Source organism: Trichloromonas sp. (genome assembly GCF_041583255.1).
Lineage (GTDB): Bacteria > Desulfobacterota > Desulfuromonadia > Desulfuromonadales > Trichloromonadaceae > Trichloromonas.
Genome location: NZ_JBFHGD010000050.1, coordinates 1 through 17,347, shown reverse-complemented (window position 1 = coordinate 17,347; position 17,347 = coordinate 1). Strand labels below are relative to the sequence as shown.

Genomic DNA, 17,347 nt, shown 5'->3' with positions numbered 1-17,347 from the left:
TACAGACCACCTTGCTGGTTTGGCGTGCCGGCGATATCTTCAGATGATACGGCAGATGACACGTCAGCGCCCCGATCTATTGCAGGGGAAGATGCTTGCAGACTAAAATCTTTGGTCGCTGTGTTGGTGAACTTTGGATCAGCTTCAATGCCGTTATCTTCAAAAGCTGTTCCCGCGGCGATGCTAGCGACAGTGGCATAATTTTTCCCGTTAACCCGCGCAGCAAGACTGTCACCGTTGAGGCCGTAATAAAGATTGTTATCCATTTCAACCGGAGAAAGATTGTCTGAAAAACCAATCGCTGCCGCAGGCCAACTTAAGCCGCTCGGGCCGATGTTTGCAATCACGTTGTTTTTAATCACCACATCGCCATTAGGTTCCTGATTTTGTGTAGCAACCGCAATCCCCCGAGTGGTGCAGTCATAGATAGTATTGTTGGAGACGGTACCGCTCAACTGTTCCTGAAAGCCAATACACTCGCCGCCGTCATAAACAACATTGTAGTAGATGTCTGCGCGAGAATTGGGATGATGACCGGAAAGCTTAATAAGTGCGGCACCAGGTCCGGAATTGTGCACAATATTGTAGCGAACAACGCCGGTTGAATAACCAGACCCGCTATCAGACGTATCAATTTCTGAACCTACAGCAGAGTAGTATGATTCGTTATATTCAATTAAATAGTCATGGCAATTTTCCAGATGAATATTATCGTCAGAACTTTTATATGCCGGGTTTATCCCGGTTCCGGCATCGTGCAGGAGGCTATTCCTTATGATAGCATTATGAACCCCATACAGGAGAATTCCAGTAGCATTTGTCGGTCCAACTTCACAATTATCAATCGTAATGTGAGATGATTTAGAATCATGCCAACCGGTGGAAATACCGTTACCCTGTGTTTTGCCTGTTGAATTATAGGTATTCTTTATGTGCAAATCTTTTATATCTATATATGACCGTTGATACACGTATATGGTGTGCTGGTCGTTTGTGGAAAAGATTATCGGCCTGGGCCCACTACCATAAGCACCAAGGGTGATATGCGCCCCGCTCGTTCCACTGGCAGTTACGGTAAAACCATCCCTAAAGGTAGTGCCGCGTTTTTGCAGGTAGCTATTACCCGCCGCCCAGGTGACATCATGCCAACTATTAAAAGGATCAGCCTGAGACCCAACACCACCCTCCCCAGCGGTCGGGTCGATATAATAGGTCGCCGCCCAACAGGTGGAGGAAAGAAGAACGATGGTTAGAGCAAAGAGTACTGCGATTTTGGCTTTACTTTTAAATATTCGGTTAATCATTGTTTTCATTCTCCTAATTACTGAGTTCTGCCACTTTGTGTCAGGTGCCCTGGAGCGAAGAGTCGCAAGTTCCAAGGCACCTGACCCCTAATACTGGCTCCGCGGTTAGGCTAGAGCAAGCTGTGCTGCACTGCCTCTGCTTTTAACTACAAAGCCTTGCCATTATTAAAACTTGAGGTATCCCAAGAATAAGTTTGCAACCATCTACATTTTGACAAAAGTAAATTTGTCGAGTTTGGTGTTAGCCTGCCTGCATCTGAAGGTAATGGTATGGCTGCCCTGACCCAGTTCCACGGTATATGCATCATACTGAGGATTATCGAAGGTCCCGGTGCCGCGCTTGGTCACCTCATCATCCCGCCAGACGTTGAATTCCCTGGCCGTGCCGGATGGGTTCAGATCCCAGATAAACTCTCCCTGATTGTCAATATTGACCAGAAAAGAATCACTGAGGTCATTTGCCGCATAAACCCGTGCCACGATTTTATAAGTACCAGCGCTGTTGACCTTGAAGGAGTAGGTGGCCTTCCCGGTATTATTTTTCGTGCTCTGAATGTAAGAACCTCCAGAGGCATTGGCATCAAGGACTGACACCATTGGCGACGCCAGGGTTCCCGATTCGGCTTCAATCGTTACGGGTGCCGAGGGAAGCTCCGCCACTTTTTTGAAGATGAAGTAATCGAGCTTGGAGTTGGTCTCCCTTCCACGCAAGGTGAGGGTGTGGGTACCCGGAGCCAGCTTCATGCTGGCGATCCCGGTGTCGCGGTTGGCCACCTCAGTGTCACGCCAGACATTGAACTCACTGGGCGAATTAGTGGGGCTCAGGTCCCAGACGAACTCTCCCTGCTTGTCGATGTCGACATAGAAAGAGTCCGAGGCGCTATTGGCCGCATAAACCCGGGCGACAATTTTGTAGATCCCGGCAGAGGCGATATTTACAGAGTAGGTAGCAGTGCCCGAGTTATTAACTGTGGGCTGAATATACAACCCACCGGACACGGCAGAGTCAGAGGTCTTTTGCATCGGCGCAGTCAGGGTTCCGGACTCTGCCTCGATGAGGCCTGTAGGGAGGATGATCTTGACATCATCAGCCATACCGTTGCAGTTTTCGTCTACGCCATTACCAGTGATTTCCGTTGCGCCAGGGTTGATCTTGGCATTGTTATCGTTACAGTCGGTGGCGGCAGGATAACCATCCTGGTCGAGATCGTCGTCGTCCGCCATGCCGTTGCAGTTTTCGTCCACACCGTTATAGGGGATTTCAGTCGCGCCGGGGTTGATCCTGGCGTCGTTGTCGTTACAGTCGGTGGCCACCCTATAGCCGTCTTTATCCAAGTCGTCCGGAGGGGTGGAGACTTCCCCGGTTTTCAAAAAGTACACGTAGTCAAGCTTGGCCGAAGCTTGCCTTCCCCTAAAGGTAATGGTGTGATTTCCCTGGCTGAGTTTAACGGCATAGGGGTCATGCTGGGGATTATTGAACGTGCCGGTGCCACGATTGGTCACGTCGTCCTCACGCCATACGTTGTATTCGCTCGGCGATTCGCTCGGATTCATATCCCAGATAAATTCTCCCTGTCCATCAATGTTGACATAGAAGGAATCCGAAACGGAGTTTGCCGCGAATACCCGGGCAACTATTTTGTAGCTACCGGCAATGTCGATGTAGAAGTTGAAACTGGCAGAGCCGATGTTGTTTTGGGTTGTTTCAACGTATGAGCCACCGGAAGCCGCCCCATCTGACACCGCCTTCATGGGAACGGTCAACTGAGCGAACTCAGCCTCAATTGCGCCGGAGGGCAGGTCCGCAACGGCAGGGCTAACACATACCTCTTGCGAATAACCGCTTTCCTTCATGGCCTCGTTATATGCGGTGACCACAAAACAGTACGATTTGGCATCATCAAGGCCGGTCAAAAACTGGGAGACCGCCGTACCAACCTCAACAGGCGAGGCTCCCTCATAGGCGCCTACAGCCTGGTAAGTCGTTTGCCCACTTTCTCTATAGTACAATTTATAGCCAGCCAGATCTCTTTCGAGATTGGCGTTCCAGTCGAGCCGAACGTCAGTAGCGCTGGCCGGACCAGCAATGCCTAAGACAAATAGCAGTGCCATCAGGTAAAAGGGAGTGGAACGTAGTCTTTTTCGATTTGAACTCGTTGATGGCAGGTTCTTTTTCAGGTTGTTTTGCATGTATCTCCTCCAGTTAGGTTTGTGCCGGAAAAACAGCTCCCCTCTTGGAGGAGGGTTAGTTTTTTCGGCAGCCCCTCTATCCTGCTCAGGACAGGTAGCTTTGCGTCGCCCGGTTTCCCGAGTTTTGCCCTTGTCGAACTAATCCCGATAGATATTTACTTCATGCTTGTGGGTAGTTTGTTATTACGAGTCACCGACAAGGCTCCTTTCTTTGACTTCGGATTCTTGTAGAATCGATTCGAAAACAACAGTTGAAACATTTAATATTGTTCTCACGATTTCCCTGCTTGCCTTTGGGACGATTCCCAACATTGCAACGTAAGTGCCAAAACGGAATACTCAGTTAAGAGGCTAAAAACAAAGGGGAAACACCCAGACACCCGCCTCTTCCTGCAAGAACGAGTAGATGGATATATAACAGATGTCAGCTACTGAATGTCCAGAGGAAGCGATGTCAAAGGAAGGGGGGATTGGAACCCTGTTTTTAAGGTGTTAGACCTTTTTTCCCTTACAGATAAGAGGGCGTGCTAAAAGTAACTCTGGCTATCTTCCCTTGCCTGCAAACGCTTCAGAGTATCGAAACTACAGAGGAAAAACAGAAATGGCATTTTTAGTCGTTATGCGCTGGTGATTTAACCTATCCATTCAAAGGCCAGGAGCTAAGGGTCTCCTGTTAGCGACACCCGCCATCTTCGTTAACTATGGGTGATGTTGCGCGACAAAAAATGCGACCCGGATAACCATGTCACCTTTATGCGACAACTCAAAAGCCTCATTATGAGGCTTTTCGGCAGAATCCACCATGAGGGTGTCGCTTAAAAGGGGATTAGGGTCAACTACAGTTATTTGATAATCAGCACGACACTAAGATGACACATGATCAAAATCAGCGGGTCCTCTTGTATACCCCTTTCGACGTTTTCGGAGAAGACCACTCATGCATCGGCAACCATGAAGGCATCAGGAATTGCACCCTGAAGGTTCAGGGGAAAAAGGTCCCCTTTTCACCCACTGGATGCCCCTTCCTCAGTCGCCTTCCTGCTGCGCCGGATGACACCCCTCTTAGGAGTTGTGTGACGAAAAGCCTCAAGCCAGTGCATGTCACTGGCCGGATAAGAATCAGGCAGGGATCGCCCGATTTTTCTTTTCTCGAACTCCAAAAGTTTTGCCCCACTCTCCATGCGGAAAGTGGGGCTTTTCAGGCTGGGTTTCGGCCCGCGTAGCTGGCGCCACGGGGGGTCGGCGGCGGCATCAGCCAAGCGGGTCCGCCGGCAGATTTTCGCTGACGCTATCGACAAACTCCACCGTAAACGTGCATCCGCCGCCCGGGGTCTCTTCTACCCGGGCGCTGCCGCCGAAGTGCCGCGCTATCTTGGCCACAATGGCCAACCCCACCCCCGAGCCGGGGATTTTGCTTTCCGTCAAGCCGCGATAGAAGACTTCGAAAACACGAAGCCGTTCCTCGGGGGGGATCCCCGGCCCGTGATCACTCACCGAAAAAGACACCCGGCTGCCCTGGCGCTCGCCTTTTATTTCAATGGGGCCGCCTCCCCCGCCCGCGTAGCGCAAGCCGTTGCCGGTGAGGTTGGCAAACACCTGGGTCAGCAGCGACCGGGGTACCCGGACCGCCGGGAGGGCTCCCTTGATCTGGACAAGGTTCGCAACCCCGGCAAACTCCTCGCCCAGATCGGCGAGCACGGCCCGACAGACGTCTTCACTGGCCACCGGCTGGTCAGGCGCCCTGAGATGTCCCACCTGGGCCAGGGACAGGAGATCCTTCATCAAGCTGAGCATTTTTTCGCCCTGCGTGCTGATCTCCGACAGCATGGCAACCGCCTGACTATCCAACTGGTGACTGTACTTATCCTTCAGATATTCTGCATACCCCATGATTGGGGTAAGGGGCGCGCGAAGGTCGTGAGAGACGGTATAGGTAAATGCCTCCAGTTCATGGTTGGCCGCTTCCAGTTTCGCATTGCTGCTTTTGAGCTTTGCCGTGCGCTGCGCCACCAGCTCTTCCAGGTGGTCGCGATGCTTTTTCAATTCTTCTTCGGCGCGCTTGCGTTCGGTAATATCCTGGAAAGAACCGGACATCCGACGGGATTGCCCCGCGGCGTCACGAAGGGACTGGCCGCGCGCCCAGACCCACAGGTAGCCGCCCGTCCTGGAGCGGATCCGAAACTCCTCGTCGTACGGCGTCGCCCCCCCCTGGAGATGTTCCCGAAGCGCCCCCTGCGCCTTCTCGCGGTCATCGGGATGGACCAGTTCGACCAATAAATCCTTCGTGGGGATGATTTCACCCGGTGCAAAGCCGAACATTTCGTAGACCCGGGGGGACCACCAGATGGCCGGCCTGGTCGTGTCAGGCCAGTCCCACAAACCGTCGCGCGACCCCTTCACGGCCAGGTCGAAACGCTCCTGGCTCTCGCGCAGGTCTTTGACCAGCAGCAGAATACTGAGACAGTCGCCAACCCGGCGGCCGATTTCATGAAAAAGGCTCAGCTCTTCAGCGGTCCAGACCCGCTGGTACGAGCACTGGTGCATGCCGAAGCCCCAGTGTTTACCCTGCTTCGGCTGGACCGCCAGCAGGACATGGGTCTGAATGGAAAACCGGTCCCCCAGGGGCACGGCCTGCCCGGCCCCTGGATCGTAGGGAACCGGCCCGTTGGTCTTCAGCGCGGTCCGGAACGCCTCGGCCACCTCGGGCAACACGGGGATATCAACGTCCATGGCATAGGCGCCGGCGTATTCTTCCCGCGTCCGTTCCATTGACACCCGAAAAGACGGGGCGGCAGGATCGCAGGGATAGAGCAGCCAGGCGCGATCGCAGTTGAAGATCGACAGGGTCGTATCGAGAACGTCCACCATCATCTGCTCAAGGCACTCGGCCTGGCGGATAGCCTGATCGACGCGTTCCAGGTTCTCCAGAAAGCGCAGGTGGTAAAGGCGCCCCTGCTCAGCCCGTTTGATTTCGGTAACGTCGAGGGTCGACACCAGCACCTTGCCCAGCGAGGCTTCATAGCCCGGAACCACGCCAAGCTGCAGAACGATGCGCTTTTCTTCGCCGGCCAACGTCCGCTGAACCGCCTCACTCTCGAAACGCTGGCTGCCCCCGGCCAGTGCAATCAGTACTTCCCGAAAGACCTCCAGCGACTCTTTGGTAAAAATGCTGGCAAGGCCGGCCGATAAAGCGCCTTTATCGCTGGCCCCGAGTAAAGCCAGGGCCGCATGATTGAGATCGAGCACCCTGACCAGCTTCGCACAGTGGGTTACCGCCTCGGGGTGATTTTCGAAGTAGCTTCGAAAATCGGTGACGCCTGAAGCGTTCAGCTCGGAAAAATAAGCTTTGACCTGGGAGAGATCTTCCTCCCAGAGAGGGGTCGGTGAATCCTCGAACAGGCCACGGTAGCGCGCTTCGCTTTCTCGCAGGGTTTCCAGCAGTTGATCCCTTGGAGAATCCGCCGGGGCCTTTTCGTCGATTTCCCGCCGGGGGTGCCGCGTGACCGGCGTCAGCCCTTCGGGCCGGTCGTGGCCCACGGCTTCCAGGTTCACAGCCAGATCCCGCAACCGCAGCTGGGTTCGGATCCGGGTCAGCACTTCCTCGGGCGCAAAGGGCTGGGTAATAAAATCCGCGCAGCCGGCCTTAAAGCCTTCGACCTTCTCAACGGCTTCGCCCACGGCACCGTACAGAATGACCAGGGGGCCGCGGGTCTTCTCGTCGGCCTGCAACTGGCGGCAGAGTTCGAGACTATTCACCCCGGACAGCCGGCTGGCGAGCAGGACCAGGTCCGGTTTTTTCTCCCTCACCGCATCGAAGGCCAACGCCCCGGAGGCGACCGATTGCACGACGAATCCCTGCCCGGCCAGCAGAGCGACAAGCCCCCCGAGACGGGACGGTTCGTCATCAATAACTATAAGGCTGGCCGTTTCTGCTCGGGGGAGGGGCATTTCGTGGAATCCTTTGGCGAGATGCGAAATTCAGCAAAGTGAAATTATCCCATATCTGCCAGCGGCGTCAATAAAATCAAAGCATGGAAAATCAGACGCCCAAAACGACCGTCACCGCCTCCCGGCAAAAGGGCGCAGCTGCTGGAGCACCTTTTTCACCCAGGAACTCGAGGCAGCAGCTTGCACTATCACGACGGCAGAAATTGTCGGGGGGGTGGCCGGGGCCGGCTAAAAGGTGAAGGGATGAACTAGCCGCAGGGGAGACACTAGCGAGGCAGGGTAAAGGAGACCCGGGTGCCCTGGCCGGGCTGGCTGGTCACCTGAATGGTGCCGCCGTGGGCTTCGATGATGTCCCTGACAATCGACATCCCCAGGCCGAGCCCGCCGACGGCCGTATTGGACGCATCGACGCGATAAAATTTGTCGTAGATTCGCTCGAGCTGCCCGGCGGTCATGCCGATGCCGGGGTCGCTGACCGTCAGCCGATAAAACTCCTGGTCGAGCGATGCCTCCAGCAGGATGGGACCGCCCTTCGGGGAGTATTTGACGGCATTGCTGAGCAGGTTCTCCAGAACCTGGACGATCTTGCCTGCATCAACCGGCACCAAGGCGGATTCGGCGGGCAGGCAAAGCTCAAAACGATGCCGGGATGATTTGAGCCGGTATGGCTCGACGAGCTCGCGGACCAGGCCGTTGATATCGGTCGGCGCCTTTTCCACGACCAGAATCTGGCCTGTCTCGATCCGGCTCAGGCTCAGCAGGTCGGCAACGATGCTGGCCAGCACCTCGCCCTTCGCATGGATCGTGGCCAGAGACTCGCGCTGCTGCTCGGGAGTCAGTCGCCCTTCGTCCAGCAGCAGTTCGGAAAACCCCAGGATGGAGGTGAGCGGGGTGTTGAGCTCATGGGCCGCGGTGGAGATGAATTCGTTTTTCAGCCGGTCGGCCTCGTGCTCGCGGGTGACATCCCGCAGCACCGTGATCACCCCGGCAGGCATGCCGGCAGCACTTAATACCGGGGCGCTGCGGGCCTGGACCTGGATATCCGCCCCTCGTTCCTGGGGGATCGTCAGCTCCACCGGGGCCGAACCGGGCGGACCGGCCAGGGCGGCCGCCAGCTCGGGACACAAGCCCAGTTCGGCCAGCAGACCGCAAAGCGGCCGACTCAAGGCCTGGCTGCATTCGATGCCGAGCAAGCGTTCGGCCGCCGGGTTCATCTGGCGGATCAGGCCGCCGGGATCGGTCACCAGCAGGCCGTCGGCGACGGAATAAAGGATCGCCTTGATATTCTCCCGTGACTCCCTGGCCACCTCGAGCGCCTCCCTGAGATGCCGGGTATTGACCCGGACGCGGGCCCGCAGCAGCAGGTTGAAGCCGATGGAGAGGGCCAGAACCAGGGCGGCAGCCAGCAGCAGGCGCTTGAGCCAGGGGGGCAGGAGCCGTTCCTCCTGCTGGTGCAGCCAATAGTCCAGCGCCTGGTAGTAGTCCGATCCCCGGTCCTTTTTTTCGCTGGCCAGGAGCCGGTCGATGGCTTCGACGAGGACCTCGCCGCTGCTTCTGGCCGCGGCAAAGTGCAGGGTGGTCGGCTGAAAGACCACGTTGGTATCGAGGACCGCATAATCGGACGCGTTGGCCATGCCGAAAATGCGGCTGACCACCCCCGCATCGGCACCGCCGGCGGCCAGCGATTCCATCACCGCCGCATAATCAGATACTTCAATCCAGCGAGGAGCGATATTGAAGCCGCCGGCCAGCGTTTTCAGCCTCTCCGCGTAAATATCGCCGGTCATTACGGCGACGCTCCGGCCGTCCAGGTCGAGGATCGATTCATAATGGCTGCCGGGCCGGCCGAAAACCTTGCCCCAGTTGGAGACCACCGCTTCGGCGGTGAAGGCATAATGCCCCCCCCGCGCCGGCGAGACGGCAATGACGGGCAGCAGGTCCAGCTCCCCCTGGTCAAGCAGTTGCAGGCATTCGGTCCAGGCACAGGCGCGATAGGCAAGCGGCCAGCGTTCTTCGGCAGCGACATGCTCGAGAATGTCGATGAAAAGGCCGCGGGGCGAGCCATCCGGTTCGATTTCCACCAAGGGAGAGTTCTGGTAAACACCCACCCGCACCGGTTCGATCGCCCAGGCGAAATGGGGGAGCAAAAACCAGCCGCAGGCCAACCAGAGAAAAAATTTCAGGGATTTCGGCATTGTCGACTTCCGGGACGCCCTGGGGCTGCGCCGGCTCAAGGGACAATAGCCCGAAAGATGAGAAGGGAATTGAGCTTGCTACCTGGATTCACCTAACGGAACCATCAGTACATCTACCATAAGAAGGCCCCAATAAAACAAAAACCTTTCTAAAAGTAAAGGGATTTCCCCACCCAAAGAACAATACCGGCCGGACCGCCAGGGACGACTAGCAGATCAGCCGCCGCCGGCCGGTGGCCATCAAGGGATTCCCCGACATTTCAAAACATCGGATCAGGCAAGGGCCGGCCCCTGAAAAGACTGAAAAAAACGGGCACGCCGGGTTCGAACAAACGGCCTCAGCCCAGGCATTATTGCCCGGCGGGTTTTTCATACTTGCGCCAGCTGTCGTCGGGATCAAAAGCGACCATTGCCGCCGCCGTCGTGGCGGTCTGTTCGCCCAGGTCTTTTTCGTAGATCACGCCTTGCTGGTTGACGATGAAGGACATGATGCCCCCGGCCCCGTAACTGGAAGGATAGGCGACCAGGGCGAAGCCGAGCACCATTCTGCCGTCGACCAGGTAGTCGAAGGCGCCGCCGACGGCATGCTCTCCCTGCGCCTTGAGGATTTTGAAAAAATAGCCGTGAAAAGGTTCGGGTGTCACATCATCCAGGCCGTCCGCATATCCCTCCTCGGTGGCCCGTGCGATCAAGGGGCCGAAAGGGCTTTCCTCCTCACCGGCTCCAGCCTGCCAGTACAGCCCGTCCTTTTCGCCCTTGCTGCTGGCAAGCCTCTGGGCGAACTCTACCCCGCCGCCGTCGCGTTTCATGCAGGCGTATTCCCGTTGGGCGGCGGTGTAGGCCTGCATCACTTCGATGGTATGCAACTCGTTCCTGCCGATCCTCCGGTTGAGGATTTCGTCGCTGCCCGCCCGGGTGTCGAAGAACCAGGCATCGCCCTGCCGGACGATGGGGATGGGAAACGGATACTCCTTGCCGCCGACCAGGAGCACCACGCGGCCTGGATCCTTTTGGTCAAGGCCGCTCTTCTCAGCAAGGGCGTTCAGAAAACGGGCCCGGCCATTCCGGTCCGCGACCTGGTCGCCGGAAGAGATGAGATCTTCCGAGCCGGGGCCGAAGATGGCGAGCAGTTCCGCATCGTCGGCAGCCTTTACCGCGGCGACCAAGGCGGACACCGCCTGCTGGGCAGAGGCGAAACTCTTCTGCCGCACCGGCTCGTCGGCCAGAACGGAGGAGCCGGACAGGACCAGCATCGCGATGAGCATGAACACCAGGCCGGACAACGACCGGGAAAGGCTCCATCCTGCTTTGTTTCGTATCATCGTCTGCGTCCCTCTCTGGGTGAGTGGAATCAAGACTTACCGGTCGCGCCAGTTGCGTCCCCGCCCGTCGCTGCCGTCTGCGCCCGAACCGCCCCTGACGCGGCTATCGCCGATCCGGCCCTGCCGGCTGACCCGACCGCGCTCGCCGGTTAGGCGCTCTCTCCTGCCATCGTCGACCCGGTTGAAGACATTGTCGCGGCGCCGTTGTTGCTCTAGCCTCCCAATTTCACCCCTTGCCGATTCTTGCCGGGCCCGTATCTGCTGGGCAGGGTCGCCCCGGAGTTGTCCCTGTTGCTTTTGGATAGCAGGTTCTCTCTCCTGCCTGTCAGGCTTAACCTTGGCCGGCTTCTGCGGGCCGGGCTGCTGCTTGCCACGCTCGATCCGCTGTGGGGCCGGCCTGTTGCGGTCAATCTGTTTAGCCCGTATCCGAAGCTGCCTATCCCACTCGCCCCGAAGCCGCCCCTGATTATCGAGATCCGTACGGCCCCGCAGGGTCCTTTCGTGCACGACAGGCTCCCGCACTCGAGGATCGCGGCCTGTTGTTGTCCGGACCTCGCCGCGGCGATCGCGCTCGAGAAGCTGGCGTTCGGGAAAACCGCGGGTTTCACGGCGAAATTCATGCGCATGGCCGGGGCCTTGCCCGTATTTGCGGGCGGTGTACTTGTCGCGGTAGGCGACGCCCCGCCGGTGCTTGGGTACGTGATGCCAGCGTCCGTGGTTCGCTGTCCAGCGATCGTGGCGGACATATCGTGGCCGCTTGTGCACATCGATGTGGACGTAGTGATGGTGCCAGTCGAAATAGCTCCAGCTGCCGAAGGAAAAACCGAAGGAAAAACCGGGCCAGTAGGAGATGCCGTAGCCGAGCCTTGCCCGCGGAGGGCCCCAGTAGTAATGGGGCGGATAAGCGGGGTACCACCAGGGGCCGTAGATCGTGTGGGGATCATAGTACGGCACGTAGATGATTCTGGAGTCGGCCGGCTCGATGATGATCGTCTCCCCTTCGACAATGACCGTTTGCTCGGCGGTGGTGGTGAGATTGTCCTGGGCATAAGCCTTGGCGCGGAGCTGCTGGACCACGCCCATGACGTCTTCCTCCTGGGCGAGAAAGGCGTTGCCGAGGTTGGTGGTCTCGCCGATGCGTTCACTCATCAGCGCCAGAATGGAGGGGAAGTGACAGATCGCCTTGACGCTGGGGTCCCAGTCTTTATCCTGAAGCGTATAATCAAGGACCTCGTCCTTCAGCTCAGGACTCATCCTGACCCAGCGGTCGGCCTCGATCACCTCGATGGGATAGGTCGCCGCCATCAGCACCTGGGCGAGGAGCGCATCGGGATAGAGGGCGATGGGCGCCAGCATCTGGGCCAGCTCCTCCCGGCGGTACTCTTCCGAAGGGTCCAGGCTGTCGCCGTCCTGGGCCTGGGCCGGCGATGTCACGACAAGGAAGAAAAGAAGGAAAGAACGGATGAATAATCCGGGGGCCAGGCGGAAGATGGTCGCTGCCTTCATAACTACCTCCTTTGCCTCTGGCAGTTGCTGGTGGGACCGGCCGATTGCCGACCCTGCTGACGGGCATGATGTCAGTTTAACCACCAACTAAGCAGGAAATGTGGAGGAAATGAGGAAATTTCCGCTGGTGGGGGCAGGCTTCAGTCCAAGCAGTCACAGACGCCCCGGCGCAGCCCTGATCTTGAGTATAACCTATTTCTTTTTTCCCGCGTTCTGGATCCCCAGCATGAACCGATGGGGACCGGGAACTCCGGTGGGGACAAAAGCCACCTCATCGCCGGGTCGGATCACCTGGTCGATGCTGTAGACCACGTGGTTGATAAAGACCCCTTCGATCTTATCCAGCGGCAGCTCAAGCTCCAGGGCAATTTCCTCGGCAACCCGCCCTTCAGGCGGGAGAATCACCTGCGCGACAGATTTCAGCCCGCGCTCTTTGCGGATGGTGTGCAGGGCTCCGAACATTCGGATGGCGGTCGTTTCTGTTGTCATGAAAAGCTCCGTGGCTACGAGGGAAGAGATCGGTAGAGAGTTTCGCATAATGGCTGATTTTTTGTAAGCCCCGACGGCCCCCTGCACAGCAACCGGGGCCAGCTCAACAGCATTTATGAGGCTTGTCCATTTGACAACTGGAAAATATCCGCTTGAATTAAAAAGTTGAAAAGTTCATATTTATGTTCTTAGCAGAAAGGATGACAATGCGCTTTCAAGACTATGACACAGGCGGGTTTTTTGATGAAATGTTCGACGAAAAGGGGCAGCCGAGGCCCGGCACCGAGGCGGTGGTCGACCGCTTCAACGCCCTGCCGCTCGAAGAACTGAAGCGACGTCAGCAGGCGGCTGAAAAGACCCTGCTGAAAATGGGCATTACCTTCAGCGTCTATGGCGACGAACAGGGGACCGAACGGATCTTCCCCTTCGATATCGTGCCGCGGATCATCCCGCACAACGAGTGGATCGAGATCGAGTCCGGCCTCAAGCAGCGGATCCGGGCCCTCAACATGTTCATCGACGACCTCTACCACGACCAGAAGATTCTCAAGGACGGCATCATCCCCGAAGACCTGGTCCTCTCGGCCAGCGGCTTCCGCAAGGAGTGCATGGGGCTCAACCCGCCGGGCGGCATCTGGTGCCATATCACCGGGACCGACCTGGTACGCGGCGGCGACGGCAAGTTCTACGTGCTCGAAGACAACCTGCGCTGCCCTTCCGGGGTCTCCTACGTCCTCGAAAACCGGGTGGTCATGAAGCGCAGCTTTCCCAAGGCCTTCGACGCGGCGCGGGTGATACCGGTCTCCGACTACCCGAACCGCCTGCTTGAACTGCTGCAATACCTGGCCCCGCCGCGCCGCGACAAGCCGGTGGTGGCGGTCTGGACGCCGGGCATCTACAACTCGGCCTATTTCGAACACTCCTTTCTGGCCCAGCAGATGGGGATCGAACTGGTCGAGGGCTCCGACCTGGTGGTGGTCGACGACCGCGTCATGATGCGCACCACCAACGGCCTGAAGCAGGTCGACGTACTCTACCGGCGCATCGACGACGACTTCATCGATCCCGAGGTCTTCCGCAGCGACTCGATGCTCGGGGTGCCGGGCCTGATGCGCGCCTACCGGGCCGGCCGGATCGCCCTGGCCAACGCGCCGGGGACCGGGGTGGCGGACGACAAGGCGGTCTACGCCTACGTGCCGGACATGATCAAGTACTATCTCGGCGAGGAGGCCATCCTCAACAACGTCGAGACCTATCTCTGCTGGCGGGAGAACGACCTGAAATACGTGCTGGCCAACCTCGACAAGCTGGTAGTCAAGAAGGTCGGCGAGTCGGGCGGCTACGGCATGCTGGTCGGCCCCCACGCCACCCCGCAGGAGCGGGCCGAGTACGGCGAGCAGGTCAAGGCCAACCCGCGCAACTTCATCGCCCAGCCGACCCTGGCGCTGTCCCGGGTGCCGACCCTGGTGGACGACCATTTCGAGGGCCGCCATGTCGACCTGCGCCCCTACATCCTTTTCGGCGAGGATATTTATGTCATGCCCGGCGGCCTGACCCGGGTGGCCCTGAAGAAGGGGTCGCTGGTGGTTAATTCGAGCCAGGGCGGAGGCAGCAAGGACACCTGGGTGGTCGAAGCCTCTTCCCTGCCGCAAGGAGGTGCCTCATGCTGAGCCGCGTTGCCGAATCGATCTACTGGATGGCGCGCTATATCGAGCGCGCCGAAAACGTGGCGCGCATCATGGACGCCAACTACCACATGATCCTCGACCTGCCGCCCGATGTCGGCGAGCAGTGGGAACCGCTGGTGGTGACCAGCGGAGACGAAGACCTGTTCAAAGAGTATTACGGCGAGTTCAACCGGGAGAATGTCGTCCAGTTTTTGACGTTTGACAGCCGCAACCCCAACTCGATCCTCTCCTGCCTGCAGATGGCCCGCGAGAACGCCCGCTCGGTGCGCGAGTGGATCAGTTCCGAAATGTGGCAGCAGGTCAACAGCTTCTACCTGATGCTCAAGGAAGCCTCGCGCCACGGCGGCGGGATCGAGCTGCCGCACGAGTTCTTCGTCGAGATCATGATGGCCAGCCACCTCTTCGCCGGTCTGTCGGAAAACACCATGACCCACGGCGAGGGCTGGGAGTTCGCCCGCCTCGGCCGCATGCTCGAGCGGGCCGACAAGACCGCCCGCATCATCGACGTCAAGTACTTCATCCTGCTGCCGTCCGTCGATTACATCGGCACCCCCTTCGACCATATCCTCTGGGGGGCGATCCTGCGCTCGGCCAGCGCCTTCGAGATGTACCGCAAACATTACGGGCAGATCGTGCCGGACCGGATCATCGAGTTTCTGCTGCTCGACAACCAGTTTCCGCGGGCGATCCACCACTGCCTGATCATGGCCGAGATCGCCCTGCGCAATATCTCGGGGACCATGCGCGGACGTTTCACCAACCGCGCCGAAAAGAGCCTCGGCCGGCTGCTGGCCGATCTCGACTACACCCAGATCGAGGAGATCAAGGCGATCGGCCTGCACGAATTCCTCGACAACACCCAGACGCGGCTCAACCAGATCGGCGCGGCGGTGCAGGAAACCTTCTTCGCCCCCCCGATGGTGCCGGCAGCGACTCAGAATCAGACCATGGAGTAACCCGTTAACAGGACATTTTGTTCCGTTACCCGCATTCTGCCCAACGGCTTTCTGGCGTTCTTCGCCTAAAAGGATAAACAACGATGTCGATTCGCGTCGTCTGCAAGCACAACACCTGCTACACCTTCGATCGCCCGGTCAGCTTAAGCCCCCATGTGCTGCGGCTGCGCCCTGCCCCCCATTCGCGTACGCCGATCCGCGCCTACACGCTGCGAGTCTACCCGGAAAACCACTTCCTCAACTGGCAGCAGGACCCCTTCGGCAACTACCTGGCCCGGCTGGTCTTTCCGGAACGGACCCGGGAACTGCGGATCGAAGTCGAGGTGGTGGCGGATATGACCGTCATCAACCCGTTCGATTTTTTCATGGAGGAGGCGGCCGAAAACTATCCCTTCGACTATGACGGGCAGCTGCGCAAGGAACTCACCCCTTATTTCGAAGTGGTGGACGACGGGCCATTGCTGCGAGACTGGCTGACCGGGGTCGACCGCAGCGAAAAGCGAACCGTTGATTTTCTGGTCGAGCTGAACCAGCGGGTCAGGGAGAGCGTCAATTATTCGGTGCGCCTCGAAGTGGGGATTCAGACCTGCGAAGAGACGCTGAGCCGGAAAATCGGTTCCTGCCGTGACTCGGCCTGGCTGCTGGTGCAGATCCTGCGACACCTGGGGCTGGCGGCGCGCTTCGTCTCCGGATACCTGATCCAGCTGACCGCCGACGAGAAATCCCTGGACGGGCCGTCGGGGCCGGAAGCCGACTTCACCGACCTGCACGCCTGGGCCGAGGTCTACGTGCCGGGGGCCGGCTGGATCGGCCTCGACCCCACCTCCGGTCTGTTTGCCGGCGAAGGGCATATTCCGCTGGCCTGCACCCCCCACCCGGCGAGCGCGGCTCCGGTGACCGGAGCCATGGACCAGTGCGAGGTGAGCTTCGAATTCGCCAATATCGTCGAACGCATCCATGAAGACCCGCGGGTAACCAAGCCCTACAGCGACGACCAGTGGGCCCGGATCGATGCCCTCGGCGAGCAGGTCGATGCCGACCTGCGCAAGGGGGACGTCCGCCTGACCATGGGCGGGGAGCCGACCTTCGTCTCGATCGACGACATGGAGGGGGCCGAGTGGAACACCAAGGCCGACGGCACCCACAAAAGGGAGCTGGCCAATATCCTGCTCCGGCGCCTGCGCGAAGCCTTCGGCAGCGGCGGACTGCTCCATTTCGGCCAGGGCAAATGGTATCCGGGCGAGCCGCTGCCGCGCTGGTCCTACGGTTGCTACTGGCGCAAGGACGGCTCCCCGGTCTGGCGCGAACCGGCACTTTTGGCGGATGTGGCCAAAGACTACGGCATGACCCATGAACATGCCGAAAAGTTCGCCCTGCAGCTGGCGAAGCGGCTCGGCATCGGCGCGCACCGGGTGGTGCCCGGCTTTGAGGACACCTTCTACTACCTCTGGAAGGAAGGAACCCTGCCGACCAATATCGACCCGCTCAAGGCCGACCTCAAGGACCCGCTGGAACGCCGCTACCTGGCGCAGCTGCTCGACAAAGGGTTGGGCACGCCGACCGGCTACGCCTTGCCGCTGCAGTGGGATGCGATGCACGGCGGCTGGCGCAGCGGCCCGTGGGATTTTCGTCGCGGGCAGATGTTCCTGGTCCCCGGCGGCTCAGCGATGGGGATGCGCCTGCCGCTCGACTCGCTCCCCTGGAAAGCGCCCGAAAAGCGCGAAATCCAGCGAGAGCATAATCAGTTCG

At 58.7% G+C, this 17,347-nt stretch carries 10 protein-coding genes and 1 riboswitch; of the genes, 3 read left to right on the top strand and 7 right to left on the bottom strand.

The window, feature by feature from the left end:
* The 7 genes from ABYV89_RS06030 to ABYV89_RS06000 all read right to left on the bottom strand — a co-directional run.
* On the bottom strand, positions 1–1,304 hold a 1,304-nt coding region (locus ABYV89_RS06030; RefSeq protein ID WP_432822039.1), incomplete at its 3' end, for a right-handed parallel beta-helix repeat-containing protein.
* A 204-nt stretch (positions 1,305–1,508) separates the two neighbouring features.
* The gene (locus ABYV89_RS06025) at positions 1,509–3,494 is read right to left on the bottom strand and encodes a MopE-related protein (RefSeq protein ID WP_432822038.1); all 1,986 of its coding nucleotides are present in this window, start codon (positions 3,492–3,494) and stop codon (positions 1,509–1,511) included.
* Positions 3,495–3,557: 63 nt separating this feature from the next.
* Positions 3,558–3,633, bottom strand: a riboswitch (cyclic di-GMP riboswitch).
* Between the two features lie 1,112 nt (positions 3,634–4,745).
* Complete coding sequence (locus ABYV89_RS06020) at positions 4,746–7,442, bottom strand: PAS domain S-box protein (RefSeq protein ID WP_432822037.1); 2,697 nt, start codon at positions 7,440–7,442, stop codon at positions 4,746–4,748.
* A gap of 266 nt (positions 7,443–7,708) precedes the next feature.
* Positions 7,709–9,637 carry an ATP-binding protein gene (locus ABYV89_RS06015; protein ID WP_432822036.1) on the bottom strand — a complete coding sequence of 643 codons (1,929 nt, stop codon included), beginning with the start codon at positions 9,635–9,637 and terminating at the stop codon, positions 7,709–7,711.
* 350 nt (positions 9,638–9,987) lie between these two features.
* Positions 9,988–10,959: a DUF2950 domain-containing protein gene (locus ABYV89_RS06010; RefSeq protein ID WP_432822035.1), complete on the bottom strand. Its 972-nt coding sequence runs from the start codon at positions 10,957–10,959 to the stop codon at positions 9,988–9,990.
* A gap of 36 nt (positions 10,960–10,995) precedes the next feature.
* Complete coding sequence (locus ABYV89_RS06005; protein WP_432822034.1) at positions 10,996–12,465, bottom strand: DUF3300 domain-containing protein; 1,470 nt, start codon at positions 12,463–12,465, stop codon at positions 10,996–10,998.
* Positions 12,466–12,657: 192 nt separating this feature from the next.
* Positions 12,658–12,954, bottom strand: coding sequence for a MoaD/ThiS family protein (locus ABYV89_RS06000; protein WP_432822033.1), 297 nt, complete (start codon positions 12,952–12,954; stop codon positions 12,658–12,660).
* A 206-nt stretch (positions 12,955–13,160) separates the two neighbouring features.
* On the opposite strand from ABYV89_RS06000, the gene ABYV89_RS05995 reads away from it, so the two are divergent.
* The 3 genes from ABYV89_RS05995 to ABYV89_RS05985 form a co-directional block, all read left to right on the top strand.
* Positions 13,161–14,624 carry a circularly permuted type 2 ATP-grasp protein gene (locus ABYV89_RS05995; RefSeq protein WP_432822032.1) on the top strand — a complete coding sequence of 488 codons (1,464 nt, stop codon included), beginning with the start codon at positions 13,161–13,163 and terminating at the stop codon, positions 14,622–14,624.
* Positions 14,618–15,598 (top strand): alpha-E domain-containing protein, encoded by a 981-nt coding sequence (locus ABYV89_RS05990; RefSeq protein WP_432822031.1) that lies wholly within the window; start codon positions 14,618–14,620, stop codon positions 15,596–15,598. The genes ABYV89_RS05995 and ABYV89_RS05990 overlap by 7 nt, the downstream gene beginning before the upstream one ends.
* Before the next feature lie 83 nt (positions 15,599–15,681).
* Positions 15,682–17,347: transglutaminase family protein (locus ABYV89_RS05985; RefSeq protein WP_432822030.1), on the top strand; the 1,666-nt coding region annotated here is incomplete at its 3' end.